Origin of the sequence: Archangium violaceum (assembly GCF_016887565.1) — a bacterium.
Taxonomy (GTDB): domain Bacteria; phylum Myxococcota; class Myxococcia; order Myxococcales; family Myxococcaceae; genus Archangium; species Archangium violaceum_B.
Window position 1 is genome coordinate 3408596 of the sequence record NZ_CP069396.1, and the last position, 17696, is coordinate 3426291.

At 67.9% G+C, this 17696-nt stretch carries 17 protein-coding genes and 2 pseudogenes; 15 read left to right on the forward strand and 4 right to left on the reverse strand.

All coding sequences use genetic code 11. The annotated features are described in order from the left end of the window. Positions 1–152: 152 nt before the first annotated feature. A complete protein-coding gene (locus JRI60_RS14230) occupies positions 153–497 on the reverse strand; it encodes a hypothetical protein (protein ID WP_239470519.1) in 345 nt (114 codons plus the stop codon). A gap of 401 nt (positions 498–898) precedes the next feature. Between JRI60_RS14230 and JRI60_RS14235 the strand changes: the two genes are divergently transcribed. From JRI60_RS14235 to JRI60_RS14245, 3 genes are all read left to right on the forward strand, one after another. Beyond that, a complete protein-coding gene (locus JRI60_RS14235; RefSeq protein ID WP_204226371.1) occupies positions 899–1315 on the forward strand; it encodes an organic hydroperoxide resistance protein in 417 nt (138 codons plus the stop codon). Between the two features lie 28 nt (positions 1316–1343). Then, a complete protein-coding gene (locus JRI60_RS14240; RefSeq protein ID WP_204226372.1) occupies positions 1344–2150 on the forward strand; it encodes an alpha/beta fold hydrolase in 807 nt (268 codons plus the stop codon). A 62-nt stretch (positions 2151–2212) separates the two neighbouring features. Beyond that, positions 2213–3274 carry an alpha/beta fold hydrolase gene (locus tag JRI60_RS14245; RefSeq protein WP_239470520.1) on the forward strand — a complete coding sequence of 354 codons (1062 nt, stop codon included), beginning with the start codon at positions 2213–2215 and terminating at the stop codon, positions 3272–3274. 115 nt (positions 3275–3389) lie between these two features. Here the strand turns inward: JRI60_RS14245 and JRI60_RS14250 are convergent, their stop codons facing one another. After that, on the reverse strand, positions 3390–4064 hold the full coding sequence (locus JRI60_RS14250; protein ID WP_204226373.1) for a ferric reductase-like transmembrane domain-containing protein: 675 nt from the start codon (positions 4062–4064) through the stop codon (positions 3390–3392). A gap of 341 nt (positions 4065–4405) precedes the next feature. Here JRI60_RS14250 and JRI60_RS14255 point away from each other — a divergent pair, with 341 nt between their 5' ends. From JRI60_RS14255 to JRI60_RS14275, 5 genes are all read left to right on the forward strand, one after another. After that, complete coding sequence (locus JRI60_RS14255) at positions 4406–4777, forward strand: hypothetical protein (RefSeq protein ID WP_204226374.1); 372 nt, start codon at positions 4406–4408, stop codon at positions 4775–4777. 1 nt (position 4778) lies between these two features. Next, positions 4779–5471 carry a cytochrome c biogenesis CcdA family protein gene (locus JRI60_RS14260; protein WP_239470791.1) on the forward strand — a complete coding sequence of 231 codons (693 nt, stop codon included), beginning with the start codon at positions 4779–4781 and terminating at the stop codon, positions 5469–5471. Positions 5472–5473: 2 nt separating this feature from the next. Next, on the forward strand, positions 5474–6013 hold the full coding sequence (locus JRI60_RS14265) for a thioredoxin family protein (protein WP_239470521.1): 540 nt from the start codon (positions 5474–5476) through the stop codon (positions 6011–6013). A gap of 65 nt (positions 6014–6078) precedes the next feature. Next, positions 6079–6819, forward strand: coding sequence for a response regulator (locus JRI60_RS14270; protein WP_204226376.1), 741 nt, complete (start codon positions 6079–6081; stop codon positions 6817–6819). Next, positions 6816–8168 carry a sensor histidine kinase gene (locus JRI60_RS14275; protein ID WP_204226377.1) on the forward strand — a complete coding sequence of 451 codons (1353 nt, stop codon included), beginning with the start codon at positions 6816–6818 and terminating at the stop codon, positions 8166–8168. The genes JRI60_RS14270 and JRI60_RS14275 overlap by 4 nt, the downstream gene beginning before the upstream one ends. A gap of 16 nt (positions 8169–8184) precedes the next feature. Here JRI60_RS14275 and JRI60_RS14280 read toward each other — a convergent pair whose 3' ends face one another. Both JRI60_RS14280 and JRI60_RS14285 read right to left on the reverse strand, forming a co-directional pair. Continuing rightward, the gene (locus JRI60_RS14280) at positions 8185–9153 is read right to left on the reverse strand and encodes a quinone oxidoreductase family protein (protein WP_204226378.1); all 969 of its coding nucleotides are present in this window, start codon (positions 9151–9153) and stop codon (positions 8185–8187) included. Positions 9154–9207: 54 nt separating this feature from the next. After that, a complete protein-coding gene (locus JRI60_RS14285) occupies positions 9208–9774 on the reverse strand; it encodes a TetR/AcrR family transcriptional regulator (RefSeq protein ID WP_204226379.1) in 567 nt (188 codons plus the stop codon). A 209-nt stretch (positions 9775–9983) separates the two neighbouring features. Here JRI60_RS14285 and JRI60_RS14290 point away from each other — a divergent pair, with 209 nt between their 5' ends. The 7 genes and pseudogenes from JRI60_RS14290 to JRI60_RS14315 all read left to right on the forward strand — a co-directional run. Further along, positions 9984–10277, forward strand: a complete 294-nt coding sequence (locus JRI60_RS14290; RefSeq protein ID WP_204226380.1) for an XRE family transcriptional regulator — start codon at positions 9984–9986, stop codon at positions 10275–10277. Between the two features lie 14 nt (positions 10278–10291). After that, a complete protein-coding gene (locus JRI60_RS14295) occupies positions 10292–10756 on the forward strand; it encodes a hypothetical protein (protein ID WP_204226381.1) in 465 nt (154 codons plus the stop codon). A 557-nt stretch (positions 10757–11313) separates the two neighbouring features. Further along, on the forward strand, positions 11314–11595 hold the full coding sequence (locus tag JRI60_RS53335; protein WP_239470522.1) for a di-heme oxidoredictase family protein: 282 nt from the start codon (positions 11314–11316) through the stop codon (positions 11593–11595). 611 nt (positions 11596–12206) lie between these two features. Then, positions 12207–12791, forward strand: a complete 585-nt coding sequence (locus JRI60_RS14305) for a collagen-like protein (RefSeq protein WP_204226383.1) — start codon at positions 12207–12209, stop codon at positions 12789–12791. An 89-nt stretch (positions 12792–12880) separates the two neighbouring features. Further along, positions 12881–14794 carry a reverse transcriptase domain-containing protein gene (locus tag JRI60_RS14310; protein ID WP_204226384.1) on the forward strand — a complete coding sequence of 638 codons (1914 nt, stop codon included), beginning with the start codon at positions 12881–12883 and terminating at the stop codon, positions 14792–14794. 255 nt (positions 14795–15049) lie between these two features. Next, positions 15050–15913, forward strand: a pseudogene (locus tag JRI60_RS53340) (MASE1 domain-containing protein); the annotation flags it as partial. A 216-nt stretch (positions 15914–16129) separates the two neighbouring features. Then, positions 16130–17443 (forward strand): annotated as a pseudogene (locus tag JRI60_RS14315) (sensor histidine kinase); the annotation flags it as partial. Positions 17444–17696 lie beyond the last annotated feature (253 nt).

Genomic DNA, 17696 nt, shown 5'->3' on the forward strand with positions numbered 1-17696 from the left:
GTTGGCGGCGGGGAGCACGGCCTCGACGATGTTGTAGACGCGGAAGCTGGGGTCCGTGGCCTGCTGCTCGGTGGCCTGGAGGGAGTCGACGTCCGTCTCGCCGCCCTGGCAGCCGACGGCGAGGGTGGACGCAACGAGGAAGGAGGAGAATGTCAGGGATGGGCACATGCCAATTTCATGTACAGTAACGCGCGCACCGTACGCTGCTTGTCCTCCTCATCCAGTCCTTGCCAGCACGGCAGTGGCGCCAGCTCCAACTCCACCGGTTCGGCCCATTCTTCGGCGAAGGGCCCTGGCTGCGCCGCCAGGTACTCGCTCGTGCGTCCACTCCAGCGCTTCGTCCAGATGAACCACCGGAAGAGCCGCCGCGCAGGACCCAGCAACTGAGGCAGGCACGTGAGGCCCGGCCACTCGGCACTCCTCTCCACCAGTCCTTCCTTCACTCCGTGGGCGAGCATGTAGCTCAGTCGTCCCACCAACGCGGTGTCGTCCAGCACCGGCTCGGCGGAGTAGCGCTTTGACTCCGTCTCGGCGCCCCGGGGGGCCCGGAGTTCTTTGACACCAGCCCTCGAGCCGGAGATTTGTATCTCACTGTATCTGGAGCGGCTACAGACACACAACATTGAACTGAGACCGGTTCGGGACACATCCCGGATACGTTGCGGGCCTTGAATGCGGTCATCCGAGAAACAGGACCGCATCATGAATACACCGATAGAGGCTTCACTCGCATTGCTGGCCGGCACCCTCACCGTCGCCTCGACCTGCGTGCGGCAACCTACCTGATCAACAAGAAGGACCAGGGAAACCGAAGCCGCCATCCGCGCCCTGCTCGCCGAACCGAACCAAGTCTGTCGCTCCACCGTTGCATCACTCAATCCACCTGAAAGGAAGCATCATGAGCAAGATCGAAAAAGTCCTCTACACCGGCAAGACCCACACCACCGGCGGCCGCGACGGTGTCGCGCAAAGCGGCGATGGCCGCCTGAACATCAAGCTGTCCGCCCCCGGCAGCCACGGCGCCGGCACCAACCCGGAGCAGCTGTTCGCCGCCGGCTGGTCGGCCTGCTTCATCGGAGCCATGGGCCTGGCCGCCAAGGAAAAGAAGGTGGCCCTTCCCGCCGACACCGCGGTCGATGCCGAAGTCGACCTCGGTACCGGCAACGGCGGGTTCTTCCTGCAGGCGCGCCTCAACGTGAGCCTGCCCGGCCTGCCGCGCGATGTTGCGCAAGCATTGGTCGATGCTGCGCACCAGACCTGCCCGTACTCGAAGATGACGCGCGGCAACATCGACGTGAGCATCACCCTGGCCTGAAGCCCCAGTCCGTACGGAAGGAACCATCATGAAGAACCTGCTGCTCTCTCTCGCCGCTTCGAGCGTCCTTGCCGCCGTCGTACCGACGGCCCATGCCGAAGCACCCATCACTGCCGTACAGGGCACCGTCGCCAAGCCCACCATCGTGCTGATCCACGGCGCCTTTGCCGACTCGAGCAGCTGGGACGGTGTGGCAAAGAAGCTCACGGCCAAGGGCTATCCGGTGCTGAGCGTGGCCAATCCGCTGCGCAGTGTCGGCAATGACGCGCAATATGCCGCCAGCGTGATCGGCGCCGTCAAGGGCCCGTTGGTCCTAGTCGGCCACTCCTACGGCGGCATGGTGATTTCCAAGGCTGCCGAGGGCAACCCCGAAGTGAAGGCGCTGGTCTACGTCGCCGCCTTCGCGCCCGAGCAGGGCGAGACCGTCGCCGGCCTAGCCGGCAAGTTTCCCGGCGGCACGCTGGGCGATGCGCTCGCCGATCCGGTGGCGCTGGCTGACGGCGGCAAGGAGCTCTACATCCGCCAGGACAAGTTCCACCAACAGTTCGCCGCCGACGTGGCGCCCAAGCAAGCCGCGTTGATGGCCGCCGGCCAGCGCCCGGTGACCGTGGCCGCGCTCAATGAGGCCGCGAGCGGTTCTGCCTGGAAGCAGTTGCCGTCCTACTTCGTCTATGGCACCGCCGACAAGAACATCCCGCTCGAAGGCCTGCGCTTCATGGCCAGGCGCGCCAACCCGAAGGATGTCGTCGAAGTGAAGGGCGCTTCGCATGTGGTCATGGTCTCGCACCCGGATGCGGTAGCGAAGGTGATCGAAGAGGCTGCCCAAGCAAAGTAATCAATACCGACCGGATCGGCATGCACTGCCGATCCGGCGAACAATCCTCGAATGAGAAATTCATGTCAGAAGAATTCAACCAGCAGCGTCGCGGTTTTCTCGGTACGGCAGCCTTCGGCCTGCTTGCAACCCAGCTCGGCCTGATGGGCAATGCCGAAGCCGCGCCGGTCGTGCAAGACAGCACCCCCAGCGACAGAGGTATCACCGACGCCGGCACCCGCTTCTCGACGCTGAAACAGATCAAAGCCGGCGTGCTCAACGTCGGTTATGCCGAAGCGGGCCCCGCCGATGGCTACCCCATCCTGCTGCTGCATGGCTGGCCCTATGACATCCACGCGTTCGTAGACGTCGCACCCATCCTTGCCGCAGCCGGCTATCGCGTCATCATTCCGCATTTGCGCGGTTACGGCACGACGCGCTTTCTCTCTGCCGATACGCTGCGCAACGGGCAGCAGTCCGTGTTCACCGCCGATGCGATTGCCTTCATGGATGCGCTCAAGGTCGACAAGGCCGTCGTCGCCGGTTTCGACTGGGGCGCGCGCATCGCCGACACGCTGGCCGCGCTGTGGCCGGAACGTTTCACGGCGCTGGTGTCGGTCAGCGGCTATCTGATCGGCAGCCAGGAGGCGAACCGAAAGCCCCTGCCGCCCAAGGCCGAGCTGCAGTGGTGGTATCAGTACTACTTCGCCACCGAGCGCGGCGAGGCGGGTTATCGGCAATACACGCACGAGTTCGCCCGACTGATCTGGGAACTGGCGTCGCCGCAGTGGAAGTTCGACGATGCGACCTTCGCGCGCTCCGCTGCGTCGCTCGACAATCCCGACCACGTCGCGATCTCGATCAGCAACTATCGCTGGCGTCTGGGCCTGGCGCCGAGCGAGGCGAAGTACGAAGCGCTGGAAAAAAAGCTCGCGCAGTTTCCCAACATCACTGTCCCGACCATCACGATGGAGGGCGACGCCAATGGTGCTCCGCATCCGGACCCCAAGGTCTACGCCAAGAAATTCCTAGGAAAGTACGAGCATCGCCACCTTACCGGCGGCATCGGCCACAACCTGCCGCAGGAAGCACCGCGCGCATTCGCCCAGGCGGTTCTCGACGTGGCGAAGCTGGTTGCACGCTAAGCTACAAAACGAAAGGCCCGGTACCGGACGGTAGCGGGCCTTTTGCCATCAGTGCTGGATTTCGTTCAGACCTTCTTGGGCAGGCCCCGCAGCGAGAAGCGCGGCAGCGTCCCGTTCAGGCCTCGGTCGGAGCCAGGAGAGACCGCGTGCCGCGCCGGAGGGCCTGGGCGCGCCCGGCGATCAGCCGCACTACCACCGCGGTGAACAGCAGCGCCGAAGGCACGGCGTACCAGTAGTTCATCGGCACGCGCTTGAAATACGAAAAGGTGAACACCGCCGCGATTACCCACATGCCGGTGACGTGCAGCCGTCGCCAGGCGGTCGGGCCCATGCGCCGGGCAAGACCGCGATGGGAGGTCACCGCCAGCAGCAGGATGGACACGTAGCCGAGCGTGCCGGGCAGGTTGGTCAGGGTGGAGCGGCTGGGCCAGAACTCGGGATTGAGCTGGCCGAAGGCGTAGATCGCGATCGCGTGCAGCAGGTGCGAGAACGCGAACGACAGGCCGACGATGCGACGCTCGCGCAGCAATGCCTGGGTGAACGGGCCGGGCAGCAGCGAGGCGAAGGAGGACGCGGTGAACGCGGCCAGGAACAGCACGAAGGAGGTACGGGCGGTGACGCGGATGGCGCGGCGGCTGCCTTCCACGGCGTCGGGGCCGAGCAGATAGGCGGCGCCCGTGGCGCCCATCAGCAGCGCGGCCAGCATCAGGAACAATTTCCAGCCGCCGAAGCGGCGGGGCGAGGGGAGCGGGTTCTCGCGGATGGGGGAGGCGGGATGCTGCGTTGACATGGACGGCTCCTGGCAAGGGTGGCGGTGAGCGGAGGGTGGCCATTGCAAGGGGGCGAGGTATCCGTACCGTGTCGGGCGGGCCGTCGTTTTGTCAGCGCCTGTGTCGCGGACGGCGGTCGATACATTGCGATACGAAGTGCCCGGCGGCGGGCGCGGTGGGAGACTGGCACGGGGAGAGGTCACGCGACCGTGCATCGGCGTGGCCGGCGCGGGCGTTGTGTGTCGAAACGTAGCCCCGCGCCGCGCCGACACCTTGTGTGACAAGAAGCCGGCCGCGCGGAAACAGCGGAGATACAGTCCTGGCCCGCAATGGGCGCTCCTCTTCCACAGGAGTGCATTCCATGATTCGCAAGACGATGCTGGCCGCGCTGATGGCCACCGCCCTGATTCCGGCCGCCGCGGGTTCGCGTCCGGTGCATGTCGAGCCGGCCGCGCCCACGGTGAGCCTGGTGCATGGCGCCTTCGCCGACGGTTCGAGCTGGAGCAAGGTCATCCCGCGCCTGGAGGCCAGGGGAGCGCCCGCCTTGGCCGTGCAGAACCCGCTGACGTCGCTGCAGGACGACGTGGCAGCCACGCGCCGCGCCATCGCCGCCGCGCCGGGCAAGGTGGTGCTGGTCGGGATGCTGTCCCATCCAGGTGAGGTCGCCGACGTCATCCTCGAGGCCGCCGGGGCGAAGTCGGCCGCTCCGTTGCCGGCCAAGGCGGGTGGCTGACATGTGGGCCTTCGTCCTGGCCGCGCTGGCTGGCGTGGCCACCATCCTCTCTCCGTGCGTGCTGCCGATGCTGCCCATCGTGCTGGCGCGCGGGGCAGGCGGCGACCGCCGCGAACCGCTGCTGATCGTCGTCGGCTTCGTTGCCTCCTTCGCCGCCGGCGGCATCGCCATCGGAGCGCTGGCGGCGTCCTCCGGCCAGTTCGAGGCGGGCGTGCGCGTGGTCGCGCTCGTGGTGCTGCTGCTGGCCGGGCTGGCCTGCGTGTGGCCGACGCCATTCGAACGGCTGCGGCAGCGCTGGCTGGCCGGCTTCCGTCTGTTCGCCTGGCAACCGCGAGCGGCTGGCGCGGGCGGCGCGCTGCTGGTCGGAGTCTCGCTTGGCATCGCCTGGACGCCATGCGCCGGGCCCGTGCTGGCCTCGGTGCTGGCGCTGGCCGCCAGCGCCCAGGCCACCGCGCGCGCCTGCGCCCTGCTCGGCGTGTACGCGCTCGGCGCGGCCACTCCGTTGCTGGCCCTGGTCCACGGCGGTCGCTGGGCCAGTGCCCGGCTGCGCCCGCTGCAACGCCACACCGCCTGGGTGCGGCGCGGCTTCGGCGTCTGCGCCGTGGCCATGGCCCTGCTCCAGTTGTGGCAGCTCGATGCCGCGCTCACCGCGCGACTGCTGCCATGGCTGCCCTCCATCTCCACCGGACTGTGAACATGCCTACCTTCCTTCGTGTCTTTCTCATCGCCGCCATCGCCGCCGTGTCCATCGTGCTGGCCTGGTCCTCCGCTCGCGCCGACGAGGCGCGGCTGGCCACTCTCACCACCGCGCCGGACTTCAGCGGCGGCGGTGAGTGGATCAACAGCCCGCCGTTGCGCATGTCGCAGCTGCGCGGCAAGGTCGTGCTGGTCGAGTTCTGGACCTACTCGTGCATCAACTGCCTGCGCGTGGCGCCTTACGTCTCGCAATGGCACGCGCGCTACGCCGATCAGGGCCTAGTCGTGGTGGGAGTGCACACGCCCGAATACGGCTACGAACGCGTGGGCGCCAACGTGCGCGAGGCGGTGCGGCATCTGGACATCCAGCATCCGGTGGTGCAGGACAACGGCTATCGGATCTGGAACGCCTATGGCAACCAGTACTGGCCCGCGCTCTACTTGATCGACAGAGAGGGCAGGGTGGTATACCGCCATTTCGGCGAGGGTGCCTACGACCGCACCGAGGCGCGGATCCGGGCCCTGCTGGCCGCGCGCTGAGTCCGGTGCGCTAACATGGCGGTGGCCGCGGCGCGGCCGTCGCCATCCTTCTCCCGGACGACACCATGGCTCATACAGACCACATCCTCATCGTCGACGACGACCGCGAGATCCGCCGCATGGTCGGCGATTACCTGCAGCGCAACGGCCTGCGCACCACGCTCGCCGCCGACGGCCGCGAGATGCGCGCGGCGCTGGACACCAGCGACGTCGATCTGATCGTGCTCGACGTGATGATGCCCGGTGAGGATGGTCTGTCGCTGTGCCGCAACCTGCGCGCCGGCAAGCACCGCGGCGTGCCGGTGGTGATGCTCACCGCGCGCGACGACGAAACCGATCGCATCATCGGCCTGGAGATGGGTGCGGACGACTACGTGGTCAAGCCGTTCTCCGCGCGCGAGCTGCTGGCGCGCATCAACGCGGTGCTCCGGCGCACGCGCATGCTGCCGCCCAACCTGCAGGTCACCGAGGCCGGCCGGCTGATCGGCTTTGGCCAGTGGCGGCTGGACACCGCCGCGCGCCACCTGCTCGACGAAGATGGCACCGCCTATCCGCTCAGCGGCGCGGAGTTCCGCCTGCTGCGCGTGTTCCTCGACCACCCGCAGCGCGTGCTCAGCCGCGACCAGTTGCTCAACCTCACCCGGGGCCGCGACGCCGAGCTGTTCGACCGCTCCATCGACCTGCTCGTCAGCCGCCTGCGCCAGCGCCTGCGCGACGACGCGCGCGAGCAGGCCTACATCAAGACCGTGCGCAGCGAGGGCTACGTGTTCTGCCAGCCCGTGGTCCTGCTCGGCGAGAACGCATGAACGCCGCCCCGAGCACCGGCTGGCGGCGCCTGCTGCCACGCACCCTCGCCGCGCGCCTGGCCCTGATCCTGTTCTCCGGATTGCTGCTCGCGCACGCGCTGTCCTTCGCTCTGCTGTTCTCCGAGCGCTACATGGTCGCGCGTTCGATGATGCTCACCCACCTGGACCAGGACGTGGTCGTCAGCGTGGCCCTGCTCGAACGCCTGAGCCCGGCCGAGCGCGCGCGATGGGCGCCCCGCCTGGAGCGGCGCACCTACCGCTACCTGCTCGGCCCGGCGCGGCCCGGCGTGCCGCTGACCAGCGACCGGGCGCGCGAGGTCACCGCCCTGATCGACCGCAGCCTGGACCATCGCTACCGCTTGCAGGCGCGCACGGTGTCCACCTCGCCGGAGCGCTTCGAGGTGCAGCTCACCCTGGCCGATGGCCAGCCGCTGACCATCGAGGTCACGCCCTCGGTGATGCCGATCGCGCGCTGGCTGCCGGTGGTGCTGGCGGCGCAGCTGGCGCTGCTGTTGCTGTGCGCGTGGCTGGCGGTGCGGCTGGCGACGAGGCCGCTGGTGCAGCTCGCCGACGCGGTCGAGCGGCTGGACCCGGCGCGCGCACATCCGCCGCTGCCGCGGGAAGGGCCGGTGGAAGTGGTCAAGGCCGCCACCGCGTTCAATGCGATGCAGGCACGCATCGGCCACTATCTCGCGGAGCGGTTGCAGATCCTCGCCGCGATCTCGCACGACCTGCAGACTCCGATCACGCGCATGAAGTTGCGCCTGGAAGCGATGGAGGAGGGCGCCGACCGCGATCGCCTGATCGACGACCTGGAGCAGTTGCTGCAACTGGTGCGCGAGGGCATCGCCTACGCGCGCAGCACCCACGGGGCCACCGGCCCGGCGGTGTGGCTGGACCTGCACGCATTGCTCGACAGCGTGGTGTGCGACTACCAGGACGCGGGCAAGCCGGTCACGCTGGGCGAATGCGCGCGCGCTTCGTTGAGCACGCGGCCACCGACATTGCGGCGCATCGTCGAGAACCTGATCGACAACGCGGTGAAGTACGGCGGCAGCGCCGAGGTCGGCGTGCGCCGGCTCGACGACGGGCGCATGGCCGTGGACGTGTGCGACCGGGGCCCGGGCATTCCCGAACAGGAGATGCAGGCGGTGCTGCAACCGTTCTACCGGCTGGAAAGCTCGCGCAACCGCGATACCGGCGGCACCGGGCTGGGGCTGGCCATCGCCCAGCAGTTGGTGGTCACGCTGGGCGGCGAGCTCGTGCTCGCCAACCGTGACGGTGGTGGCCTGCGCGCGACGCTGCTGCTGCCGGTGGCGCCGGCATCCACGCCCACGCCGGCGCGCTAGCCGGCCCGCTGGCGCTTCACGGGATGAGCAGGAGCTTACCGGTCGTGCGGCGGCTTTCCATGTCCGCATGGGCCCGCGCGGCTTCGGCCAGCGGATAGACGCCCCCGATCCTGACCTTCAGCGAGCCGGCGGAGATCCAGTCGAACAGGCGCGCGGCGCGGCTGCGCAGCAGCTCGCTGGTCGCGATATGGTCGGAGAAGACCGCGTAGCCGATCTTGATGCTCTTGGGCAGGCTCATCAAGTCGATGGGCCCGGGCCCGCCGAGCACCGGCCCGTACCAGCAAAAGGTCCCGCTGCGGCGCAAGGAGGCCAGGGAGGCCTGGAAGGTCTTCGGACCCGAGCCGTCGTAGACCACGTGCACGCCGTCGCCGCCGGAGAGACGGACCGTCTCGTCGGCGAACCGGCCCTCGTCGTCGACGATCACATGGTCGGCGCCCGCCTCGCGCGCGACGGCGACCTTGTCCGCGTGCGACACACGGCCGATGACCTTGCCACCCCTCAGCTTGATGATCTGGGTGAGGAGCAGGCCAAGGCCGCCAGCGGCGGCATGGACGAGCGCGACCTCGCCGGGCTGCACGGGGTGGAAGTCGGTGGCGAAGTGGCTCGCGGTCAGACCCTGCATCATCACCGCCGCTGCCGTGCGATCGTCGATGGCGTCGGGCAGTGGCACGAGCGCGTCGGCCGGGATGGCGACCCGTTCGGCGTAGCTGCCGGGCGCGTAGACCCAGGCGACCCGGCGTCCCACCCACGTCGGATCGACGCCGGCTCCGACCGACAGGACCCGCCCGGCGCCCTCGACGCCCAGGACCTTCGGGTCTGGCTTGTCGCTCCAGGCGAGCCCCCGCCGCACGCCGGTGTCCATGAAGTTCACGCCCGCCGCGGCGATCTCGACGAGCGCCTCGCCCGGCCCAGCGACCGGCTCGGGACGCTCGACGAACGCCATGACCTCGGGCCCGCCCTGGCGGGTCATCACGACAGCTTTCATCGTTCTCTCCTTGAGTTGAATGTTCATTCCAGAATCGCGCAAAAAAAGAGAAGCTCACCGCAGGGCGCGCAGCGCGAGACGGCCCAGGCCGCGGAGCTGGTCGGTGTCGGCGCCTCCCCGGGCGGCGATGCGGATGGCGGCGAAGCTCGAGATGAGGAAACCCGCCGCCTCTTCGGGGTTCAGATCGACGCCGACGTCGCCGTCGGCCTGGGCCGCGCGCACGCGTTCGACGATCGCGCGGTGCAGCGCCCGCTCGGCGGCGTCGTGGATCTTCGCCAGCTCGGCCCGCGCGCGGCCGAACTCGCAGATGGACCCGATCCCCAGACAGGCCTGCCCGGCGTCCTCGACCAGGCGCTCCACCATGGCCCGAAGGCCTTCGATGGCCCGCGGCCGACTGCGCAGGGCCGCGACGTGGGCGCCGCCTTCCAGGGCCGAATAGCGCTGTACGGCGGCGCAATAGAGGCCCCATTTGTCGCCGAAGGTGTCGTAGAGGCTCTGGCGGCCGATCCCCATGGCCTTGACCAGCATGTCGGCCGAGGTCCCCTCGAAGCCATGCTCGCGGAACACGCCGATCGCGGCGTCCAGCGCCTCATCCGTGTCGAACGCCTTGGGTCTGGCCATGGTCGTTGGATACAGGGTTTTGGAACAGATAGTCAAGAAAGGGCGGTGGGCCGCCGCTCTTTTCCGATCCAGGTCAGTTTGGTCACGTCGAGCACCGCCCGGGCGAAGGCCTTGGGCGCCTCCTGCGGCAGGTTGTGGCCGATCCCGCCGGAGATCAGGCGATGGGCGTAGGGCCCGGAAAACTTCGCCCTGTAGGCCGCCGGCTACGGATGGGGTGCGCCGCGTGGGAGTGGTCACCGAGGTGTACGGGCGGATGGAGCGGGCAACCTGACGCCAGCGTCCTCACCCTGCGCGAGCTGTGCATGGTGCTGCGGGTGGATGCCAGTGCCGCCCTGGGACTGCAAGCGGGCGAGGCGACGGCCTGGTTGAAGGAGTCCGAGCTCACCTCGGAAGAATCGCCGCAGATGCGCCGTCTGCTGCGCACCTTGCGCCAGTTGGACGACAAGCAGCTCACCGCTGTCGGTTACATGGCTCGCAGCCTCGTGCCGCCCGAGGCCCGTTAGCTCTCATCGGAGAGGTGGGTATCAGCCGTCTCCAGCAGCTTGCGCAAGAGCGCCAAGCTCTCCGGCGGCCACGCCTGCAAGACAAAGATGGTGGTTCTACGCATTGTTTTCGATTCGCGAAAGACAACAGTGAACCGCCAGAAAATCATTATGGCAAGTGGGTGACCCCTGCCATTACTACCTGGTATGAATTGACTGGGGATGGTATTGGTAATCAGGAGATGCGGAATAAGCTGAATGGCTTCAATTATGGCTCCGCATCCATCAAAGTAAAAGACAGCGCATTCCTGTCATTCCTCAACACCTGGAAGCCATCGAATTATCCGACGTTTACCCAACAGAGTATTGAGGCATCAAATCCTGTGTCCAAGAAGGATGGAAAGACTGTTGAGGGAGCGTCTAATAAGGCGGCGTCCAAGAAGGATGGAAGGCCTGTAGAGGGAGAGGGCAAGAGCGGCGGGACAGAGGCGGGCCGCTGACGGGGGCCGGCCGAGCAGTACGCCAGGCGGGGAACAAGTCCTTTGACACCTTTCCCGCGGGGGTCAGCGGGCCGCTGACGGTGGCGCCGTCGTAGAACACCACCAGGGTGACACCGACGTTGTCACCCTTTCGCAGTCGTCTGAGTGATGCCTGGAGGCTACCCATGGAACCATAGGGTGAAAGTCCCAAAGCGGTAAAAGGTCGAGGCCTCATAGCTCGGATGGCACCGACAGGGGAGACCCCTGCGGTGAAGCCCATCGACAAAGCCCCGGAAAGCGGGGTGAGCGAGTGAGCGGGCCGCAACGACGAGTGAACACCCGGTAGAGGCCTCGTGACTCGTCAACTCCGGATGCCGAGCCGACTCAGACGCGGCGAAGGCAACAGGACTCCTCCGAAGACGACCTTGGGGAGAGTCCATCCGGCGGGGTGGAGGGTGGCGGCACGCCCATACGGCCATGGGTGGAAACAGGGAAGGGCTCCCCGCCCCGCGGAGAAAGCCCGCGGAAGCAAGGTAGCCCTCGACCCGACCACCCTTTCGTGGCTCCGTGCACAGACGGTGCACCCCTATACCGACCTGCTGCTTCACGACATGGGCGCGGGGCTGGCGGACGACTCCGGCCTGCCCGAGGCGAGTGAATGGCGCACGGCTCCACTGTGGGGCCTGGGCTTCACCGCGCAGGTGTCTGGCGCCGTCAACCTGCTGCACGATGGGAGGGCCGGCTCGGTGCTCGAGGCGGTGCTGTGGCACGGCGGGGAAGCGCAGGCGGCGCGGGACGCGGTGGTGGCGCTGCCGCGAGAAGACCGCCTGGCGCTGCTCGCCTTCCTCGACAGCCTCTGACGTGCCAGAACGTGCACCGGCGCTGACCCGAGCTTCGCTCGTCGGGTCTCTCTGGACGCAGTCCGGAGACGACACATTCTTGGCCACCTCCGCCTGCGTAAGGCCCAGCCGCAGGCGAGCAGCTCGGGCCGCGTCTCCCAGCGCGTGTCGCAGCTTCTCGTCCATGGTGTCCGTCTACCCCAACAGGAAGGGGACCGCGATGATCATAGGGAGATGCTCCCGATTTCGTTCTGTCAGCCCTCCCGCGGTTTCGAACGCCCCGGCCACCTCGCCAATCGGTAGGGTTATCCGAATTCGAGCAAGACCCCCGCCCCTGGGGGACAGGGGTTCCTTTCTCATGGGTCCAATTTCAAGTGGGCCTCCGCCATCTTCGAGATGGCCTCAGAGGCTGGATGGGTCATGGCGAGACTGCACGAGCGCACCGTCGCCGTAGCCAGCACCTCCCGGGTGAGCCAGAGTGCGCGCCCTCGCCCCGACGTCCGGGGCGGACGATCGTCCGCTCCTCCGAGTCTCAATCCCTCTCTCTCGCAACCGCGTAGGGGGGGGCAAAATCCTTGCCATCCTGGATGTGCTGTGCAGAGTGCCCGTGCGGTCTTCGATGCCGAGGAGGCATGATGCGTCAATCCAGGATGTTCGCAGTAGCGATGCTGCTGGGAGGGCTGGTGGCCTGCACCGAGAGCCAGGGGCCCAAGGGAGACACGGGGCCCCAGGGGCCCAAGGGAGACACAGGCCCCCAGGGTCCCGCCGGCACTTCGCTCCCCGTCGCCGTGTGGCGGGATGCGAACAACACGTTGATCGGCCCGGGAGTGAGCGTGGACGACATCGACGATGTGCCCTATTTCGATTCCAGGGGCCTCATCTGGTTCCTGGATGGGTCGACCGGAAATATCCGGAAGAAAACGGCTTCCATCTACTACGACGGCGTCGGTTGCACGGGCACTGCATATATCTCCACATACCGCATGCCCCGGCTCGTTTTCTCGGTGGCTGGCGACGCCCCCGATACATTCCGGACCCTGCCCGATACGTTCACCGCCACGACGGTCCAGACCAAGTCCTACCGGAACAGCGCGGGGGTTTGCGCCAACTACACGGATGAGGTCCAGGTCGTGCCGCCCGCGGACACTCTGCCCGCGACGCCCATCGTCAAGCCCACCATCAACTTCGTGGGCCCCCTCCGCCTCGTCGTGCAGTAGCCTCCGGGCCTCCAGGCGGTGCGGCCCGAAACCCGCCTCACCCCCTCCCGCTGCCAGACTCGTTTCCGCCGGCTGGAGCATGCGGTGCATTGAGCAGTCTTCAGGACTTGAGACGAAGGATATACGTCAAGGCGAAGGCCGAACCGTCCTGGCGCTTCTGGGGATTGTTCGTCCACGTGTGCAAGTGGGAGACGCTGCGCGCTGCCTATGAGATGGCCAGACAGAACAACGGGGCACCCGGTAGTGACGGGGTCACGTTCGAGGCCATCGAAGCAGGTGGGGTGGACGCCTTCCTGGGACAGATTCGAGATGAGTTGAGCTCGGGGCAGTACCGTCCCATGCGCAACCGGAAGAAGGAGATACCGAAGGATGGCGGCAAAGTGCGCGTCCTGTCGATCCCCTCCATCCGGGACCGAGTGGTGCAGGGTGCGCTCAAGCTCATCCTGGAGCCGATTTTCGAAGCCGGCTTCCAGGACGGCAGCTATGGCTACCGTCCCAAGAGAAGCGCACACGATGCGATTGCCCGTGTCGCTCAAGCCATCGTCCATGGCAAGACGCGCGTTATCGACATTGACCTGCGGGCCTACTTCGACAACGTGCAGCACCATGTGCTGCTGACGAAGGTCGCCCTGCGCGTCAATGACGACGACGTGATGCACCTGCTGAAGATGATGCTGAAGGCGAACGGAGAGCTCGGAGTGCCGCAGGGAGGAGTGCTGTCGCCCGTACTCAGCAACCTCTACCTCAACGAGGTGGACCGGATGCTGGAGCGGGCCCGCGAGGCGACGAGGGAGAAGGTAAGGACGCACGTGCAGTATGCGCGTTACGCCGACGACCTGGTCGTCCTCGTGGACCCCACCCGCGGGTACGCGTGGCTGGAGGGAGCGGTGGTCCGGCGGCTGAGGGAACCCCGATGCCGAGGGAGCAGCAATACTCGCCCGGGAGCGGCTCCGGCGTTAAGAGACGTCCCAAGCCCAGAGTCGCGAATGATGATCGATCTCCAGAAGCTTGCTGCCGTTCCCAACCCCACCCTGCTCCGGAGCCCCGAGGTCGAGCGCGGAATTGCCGATTCCGTCGCCTACCTCGGCTCGGACGCCGCGCTGCGCGGCATCGAGCTCGATCCGTACTGGCCCAAGTGGCACTCCCCGTGGTGGCACATGCTGCTGCTCCACGAGCTCGGCGAGGCACGCCAGATCCCAGCGCGTGCCTCCGCGGCGATGGCCGCGAGGATCGATCGCATCCTGCACCTCTTCCCGATCCACCCGAGCGATGCTCCGGGCGCCGACCTGCAGCGCGACAGCGCCTGTCACTGCGCCCTCGGCACGATGTACCCGGTGCTGGCCGCGTGCGGCATCGACGTCGAGCGCGCGCTGCCCTGGGTCAGGCCCTGGTTCGTGCGCTACCAGATGGCCGACGGCGGCCTCAACTGCGACAACACCGCGTACCTCCAGACCGGCGAGTGCCCGAGCTCGATGGTCGGGACTGTCCCGCCGCTCGATGCCATGCTTCTCGGCGGACCCGGGATGGCCGAGCAGCGCGCCTTCGTCGCTCGCGCGGGGGGCTTCATGATCGATCGTGCCCTCATCCACGGCTCGCGGACCGTGCACAACGCCGAGGAGCGCGACGCGGCGGCGGCCTGGCGCGCGCTCACGTTCCCGCGCTTCTACTTCTATGACGTGCTGCGCGGGCTGGCGGCCCTGGTGCGGTGGGCCGAGGCGACCGAGCAGCGGCTGCCGCGGGCCGCGGTCGCGACCGTCGTCAATGCCCTCGTCGAGCGCTGGCCCGATGGCGTCGTGCGCGTCGAGCGCCAGGCCCATGCCGGGAAGACGACGATCCTCCCGACGGTCGACCGCTCGCCCAGCCCGCGCGCGCCGACCTCGACGTTCCCGCTGCTCGACGCCACCAGCAGGCTCGGTGAGCCGTCCGAAGCGCTGACGCGGCAGTGGTCAGAGGCTCGCGCCGGCCTGCTCCGGCTCGCCCACATGGGGCGCCTCGTCGCCTAGTCCAGTCTTGTGCTCTCGGATGCTGAGTCGGTAAGCAGGTCGGCCGGGAAGCCTCGGCGCTGGTGCTCGCGGGGCACTTCGCTGTAGAAAGAGCACGGCGATCCAGAGGACGGGCGGGGGGCTGCCCGAGGACCCTGGCGCCTCGTCAGCCGCCCTGCGCTGGCGACTCATGCCCCGCCTGGCACACGCCACGGCACCTGTCCCTTCCATGCGTAATGCCATCGCGTGCGCCCTCACCTGGGTTCGGGAGCAGTCATGACAGCGAGCAACCCGCAGCACTGGCGCTCGGGGCTGCCCCCGGCGGCAGAGCAAGTGCTCCCATTGCTCCTCGGCTGCCTTGGCCTCGTCGGGGCCTACCTCGTCCTCGCGGAGGTCAACTATGTCTTCGTCATCCCTCCGCAGAAGAGCTCCATCTTCTGGCTGCCGAGCGGCATGGCCCTGGCCTGGTTCCTCCGCACGCCCCGCTCTCGCTGGCCCGCCTGGCTCCTCGCCATCTTCGTCGCAGGGACGTTGATCAACCTGCGCCATGGCCTCCCACTCTCCGTCTCCCTGGCTTGGGGGGTGGCGGACTGTTCTCTGCCTCTCACCACCGCCTGGCTCCTCCGCCCGCCGACAGGCCACCGTTTCGTGTTCAGGCGCGCTGGGGACGTCATCCGCCTGGCCGTGCTGGGCGCCGGGCTCGGCGCACTCCCAGGCGCGCTCCTCGCCGCGGCGGTCAACGTCACATGGCTGGAGCCAGGTGAGTTCTGGTCCAAGGTGGCCAGCTGGTGGAGCAGCGATGCCCTCGGGGCGATCCTCGTCGGTCCCTTCTTCCTGACCTGGAAGGCGCCCGAGAGGCCTCGCTTCGGCCGCGCTGTCGAAGCCGTGGCCTTGCTCGTGCTGCTGACGACCGCGGGGTGGTGGGTGTTCGCCACCATGCGGCCGCGTGAGCTCGACGCGGCGCTTCCCTTCTTCCTGCTCCCCGTGATCACGTGGCCGGCCTTCCGGCTGGGAGTGCGAGGCGCGACGGCAGCCACGGTCATCCTCGATCTGATGGCGACCTGGTACACGCATCACGGGCGCGGCCCCTTCGCCATGCTGAGCATCGCCGTCGGCACGCGCGTCCTGAACCTGCAGCTCTACATCGCGTTCCTCAGCGTCTTCGTCCTGATCCTGGCGGTGGTCGTCGTCACGGAGCAGCAGGCGCGCGCCGCCGCCGAGCAAGCGGAGGAGCGCGCCCGGTTTCTCGCCGCCGCGACCGAGAGCCTGTCGGCCTCGCTGGACTACGCGGAGAGCCACGCCAAGCTGCCGCGGCTGTGCGTGCAGTCGCTGGCGGACTGGTGCGTGCTCGACGTCGTCGAGGACACCGGGCTGCGGCGCCTGGGCTCCGCGCATCGAGATCCCTCGAAGCAGAGGCTCCTCGAGGAGCTCACGGCGCGCTATTCGCCCGACAGCCGCTCGCCTCAGCCCGCGGCTCAGGTTCTCCGCACGGGTGAGCCGCTCCTGCTGCCTCAGCTCACCGACGAGGCCATCCGGGCGAACAGCGTCGACGAAGAGAACGCGCGCCTGGTCCGGGAGCTGGGCACGCGGACGGTGATGGCCGTCCCGCTCGCCGTCCGCGGGAAGATGATCGGTGTGCTCACCCTCTCCTCGGCGATCCCAGGCCTCGTGTACGGCCCCGCCGATATCGTGTTCGTGAGCGAGCTCGGGCGCCGGGCCGCGATCGCGCTCGAGAACGCACGGCTGTACGCGGACGTGCAGCGCGGCAAGGCGGAGCTGCGCCGGGCCAACGACGAGCTCGAGCAACGGGTGGAGGAGCGCACGCGCGAGCTCAAGCAGGCCCAGGCGCGGCTGGTGGACACGGCGCGCGAGGTGGGCATGTCCGAGGTGGCCTCCAACGTGCTGCACAGCGTGGGCAATGTGCTCACCAGCGCCATCATCAACCTGGAGACCATGTCGAAGGCGGTGGGCTCCTCTCGCATCGGCCGGTTGAAGCGGGCCACGGAGCTGCTGCTGGAGCACCGGGACACCCTGGCGGACTTCCTGGCCCCGGGAGCGCGCGGCAATTACCTGCCAGAGTACCTCTCAGCGGTGGCTGACGACCTCGCGGTCGAGCAGTCCCGCCTGCTGGAAGACATGGATGCGTTGGGCCGGCACGTCGAGCACATCCGCAAGATCGTCCATGTGCAGCAGAACTACGCCAGGACCGCGCTCATGCCGGAGGAGTGCGACCTGGTTCAGCTCATCGACGACGCCCTGCGCATCCAGCTGGCGGCGCTCCAGCGCCACGGGGTGACCGTCCGGCGTGAGCTGTCACAGGTACCCCGGCTGAAGGTGGACAAGCACAAGGTGCTGCAGATCCTCGTCAACCTCATCAGCAACGCGAAGGACGCCCTGGACGCGGTCCCCGAGGGGAGCCGCAACCTGAGCGTGCGACTCAGCGCGGAGGGGAAGCTGGCGCGCATCGAGGTGCGGGATGACGGAGGGGGAATCGCGCCGGAGGTGCGGGAGAAGCTCTTCGTGCACGGCTTCACCACGCGCAAGGACGGCCACGGCTTCGGACTGCACACCAGCGCGCTGGCGGCGCAGCTTCTCGGGGGGAGCCTCATGCTGGAGAGCGAGGGCCTGGGCAAGGGCGCCGTGGCCACGCTGGAGATTCCGCTCCCCTGAGCTTCACGAGGGCCTCATCCCACGCTCCGACAGGACAAGGGGGAGGATGGACGTGAAGATGAACGTGCTGCCCGGTTACACCCTGGACGAGCTCGTGCGTCGGGACGAGAGCGCTGTTCTCTACCGGGGAGTGTCCTCGGACGGGCGCCGCGTGATCGTCAAGACGCTGTGCTCCCAGCAGCCCTCTCCGAGAGAGCTCACGGAGCTCCGCCATGCGTTCGAGCTCGGGCGTGAACTCGACTCTCCGGCTGCG

Bases quoted from the DNA above. Each gene is read 5' to 3' on its own strand.
- JRI60_RS14270 (WP_204226376.1), top strand. From the start codon at position 6,079: ATGGCTCATACAGACCACATCCTCATCGTCGACGACGACCGCGAGATC.
- JRI60_RS14290 (WP_204226380.1), top strand. From the start codon at position 9,984: ATGGGGTGCGCCGCGTGGGAGTGGTCACCGAGGTGTACGGGCGGATGG.
- JRI60_RS14235 (WP_204226371.1), top strand. From the start codon at position 899: ATGAGCAAGATCGAAAAAGTCCTCTACACCGGCAAGACCCACACCACC.
- JRI60_RS14250 (WP_204226373.1), bottom strand. From the start codon at position 4,064: ATGTCAACGCAGCATCCCGCCTCCCCCATCCGCGAGAACCCGCTCCCC.
- JRI60_RS14280 (WP_204226378.1), bottom strand. From the start codon at position 9,153: ATGAAAGCTGTCGTGATGACCCGCCAGGGCGGGCCCGAGGTCATGGCG.
- JRI60_RS14275 (WP_204226377.1), top strand. From the start codon at position 6,816: ATGAACGCCGCCCCGAGCACCGGCTGGCGGCGCCTGCTGCCACGCACC.
- JRI60_RS14260 (WP_239470791.1), top strand. From the start codon at position 4,779: ATGTGGGCCTTCGTCCTGGCCGCGCTGGCTGGCGTGGCCACCATCCTC.
- JRI60_RS14255 (WP_204226374.1), top strand. From the start codon at position 4,406: ATGATTCGCAAGACGATGCTGGCCGCGCTGATGGCCACCGCCCTGATT.
- JRI60_RS14245 (WP_239470520.1), top strand. From the start codon at position 2,213: ATGTCAGAAGAATTCAACCAGCAGCGTCGCGGTTTTCTCGGTACGGCA.
- JRI60_RS14305 (WP_204226383.1), top strand. From the start codon at position 12,207: ATGATGCGTCAATCCAGGATGTTCGCAGTAGCGATGCTGCTGGGAGGG.
- JRI60_RS14265 (WP_239470521.1), top strand. From the start codon at position 5,474: ATGCCTACCTTCCTTCGTGTCTTTCTCATCGCCGCCATCGCCGCCGTG.
- JRI60_RS14285 (WP_204226379.1), bottom strand. From the start codon at position 9,774: ATGGCCAGACCCAAGGCGTTCGACACGGATGAGGCGCTGGACGCCGCG.
- JRI60_RS14240 (WP_204226372.1), top strand. From the start codon at position 1,344: ATGAAGAACCTGCTGCTCTCTCTCGCCGCTTCGAGCGTCCTTGCCGCC.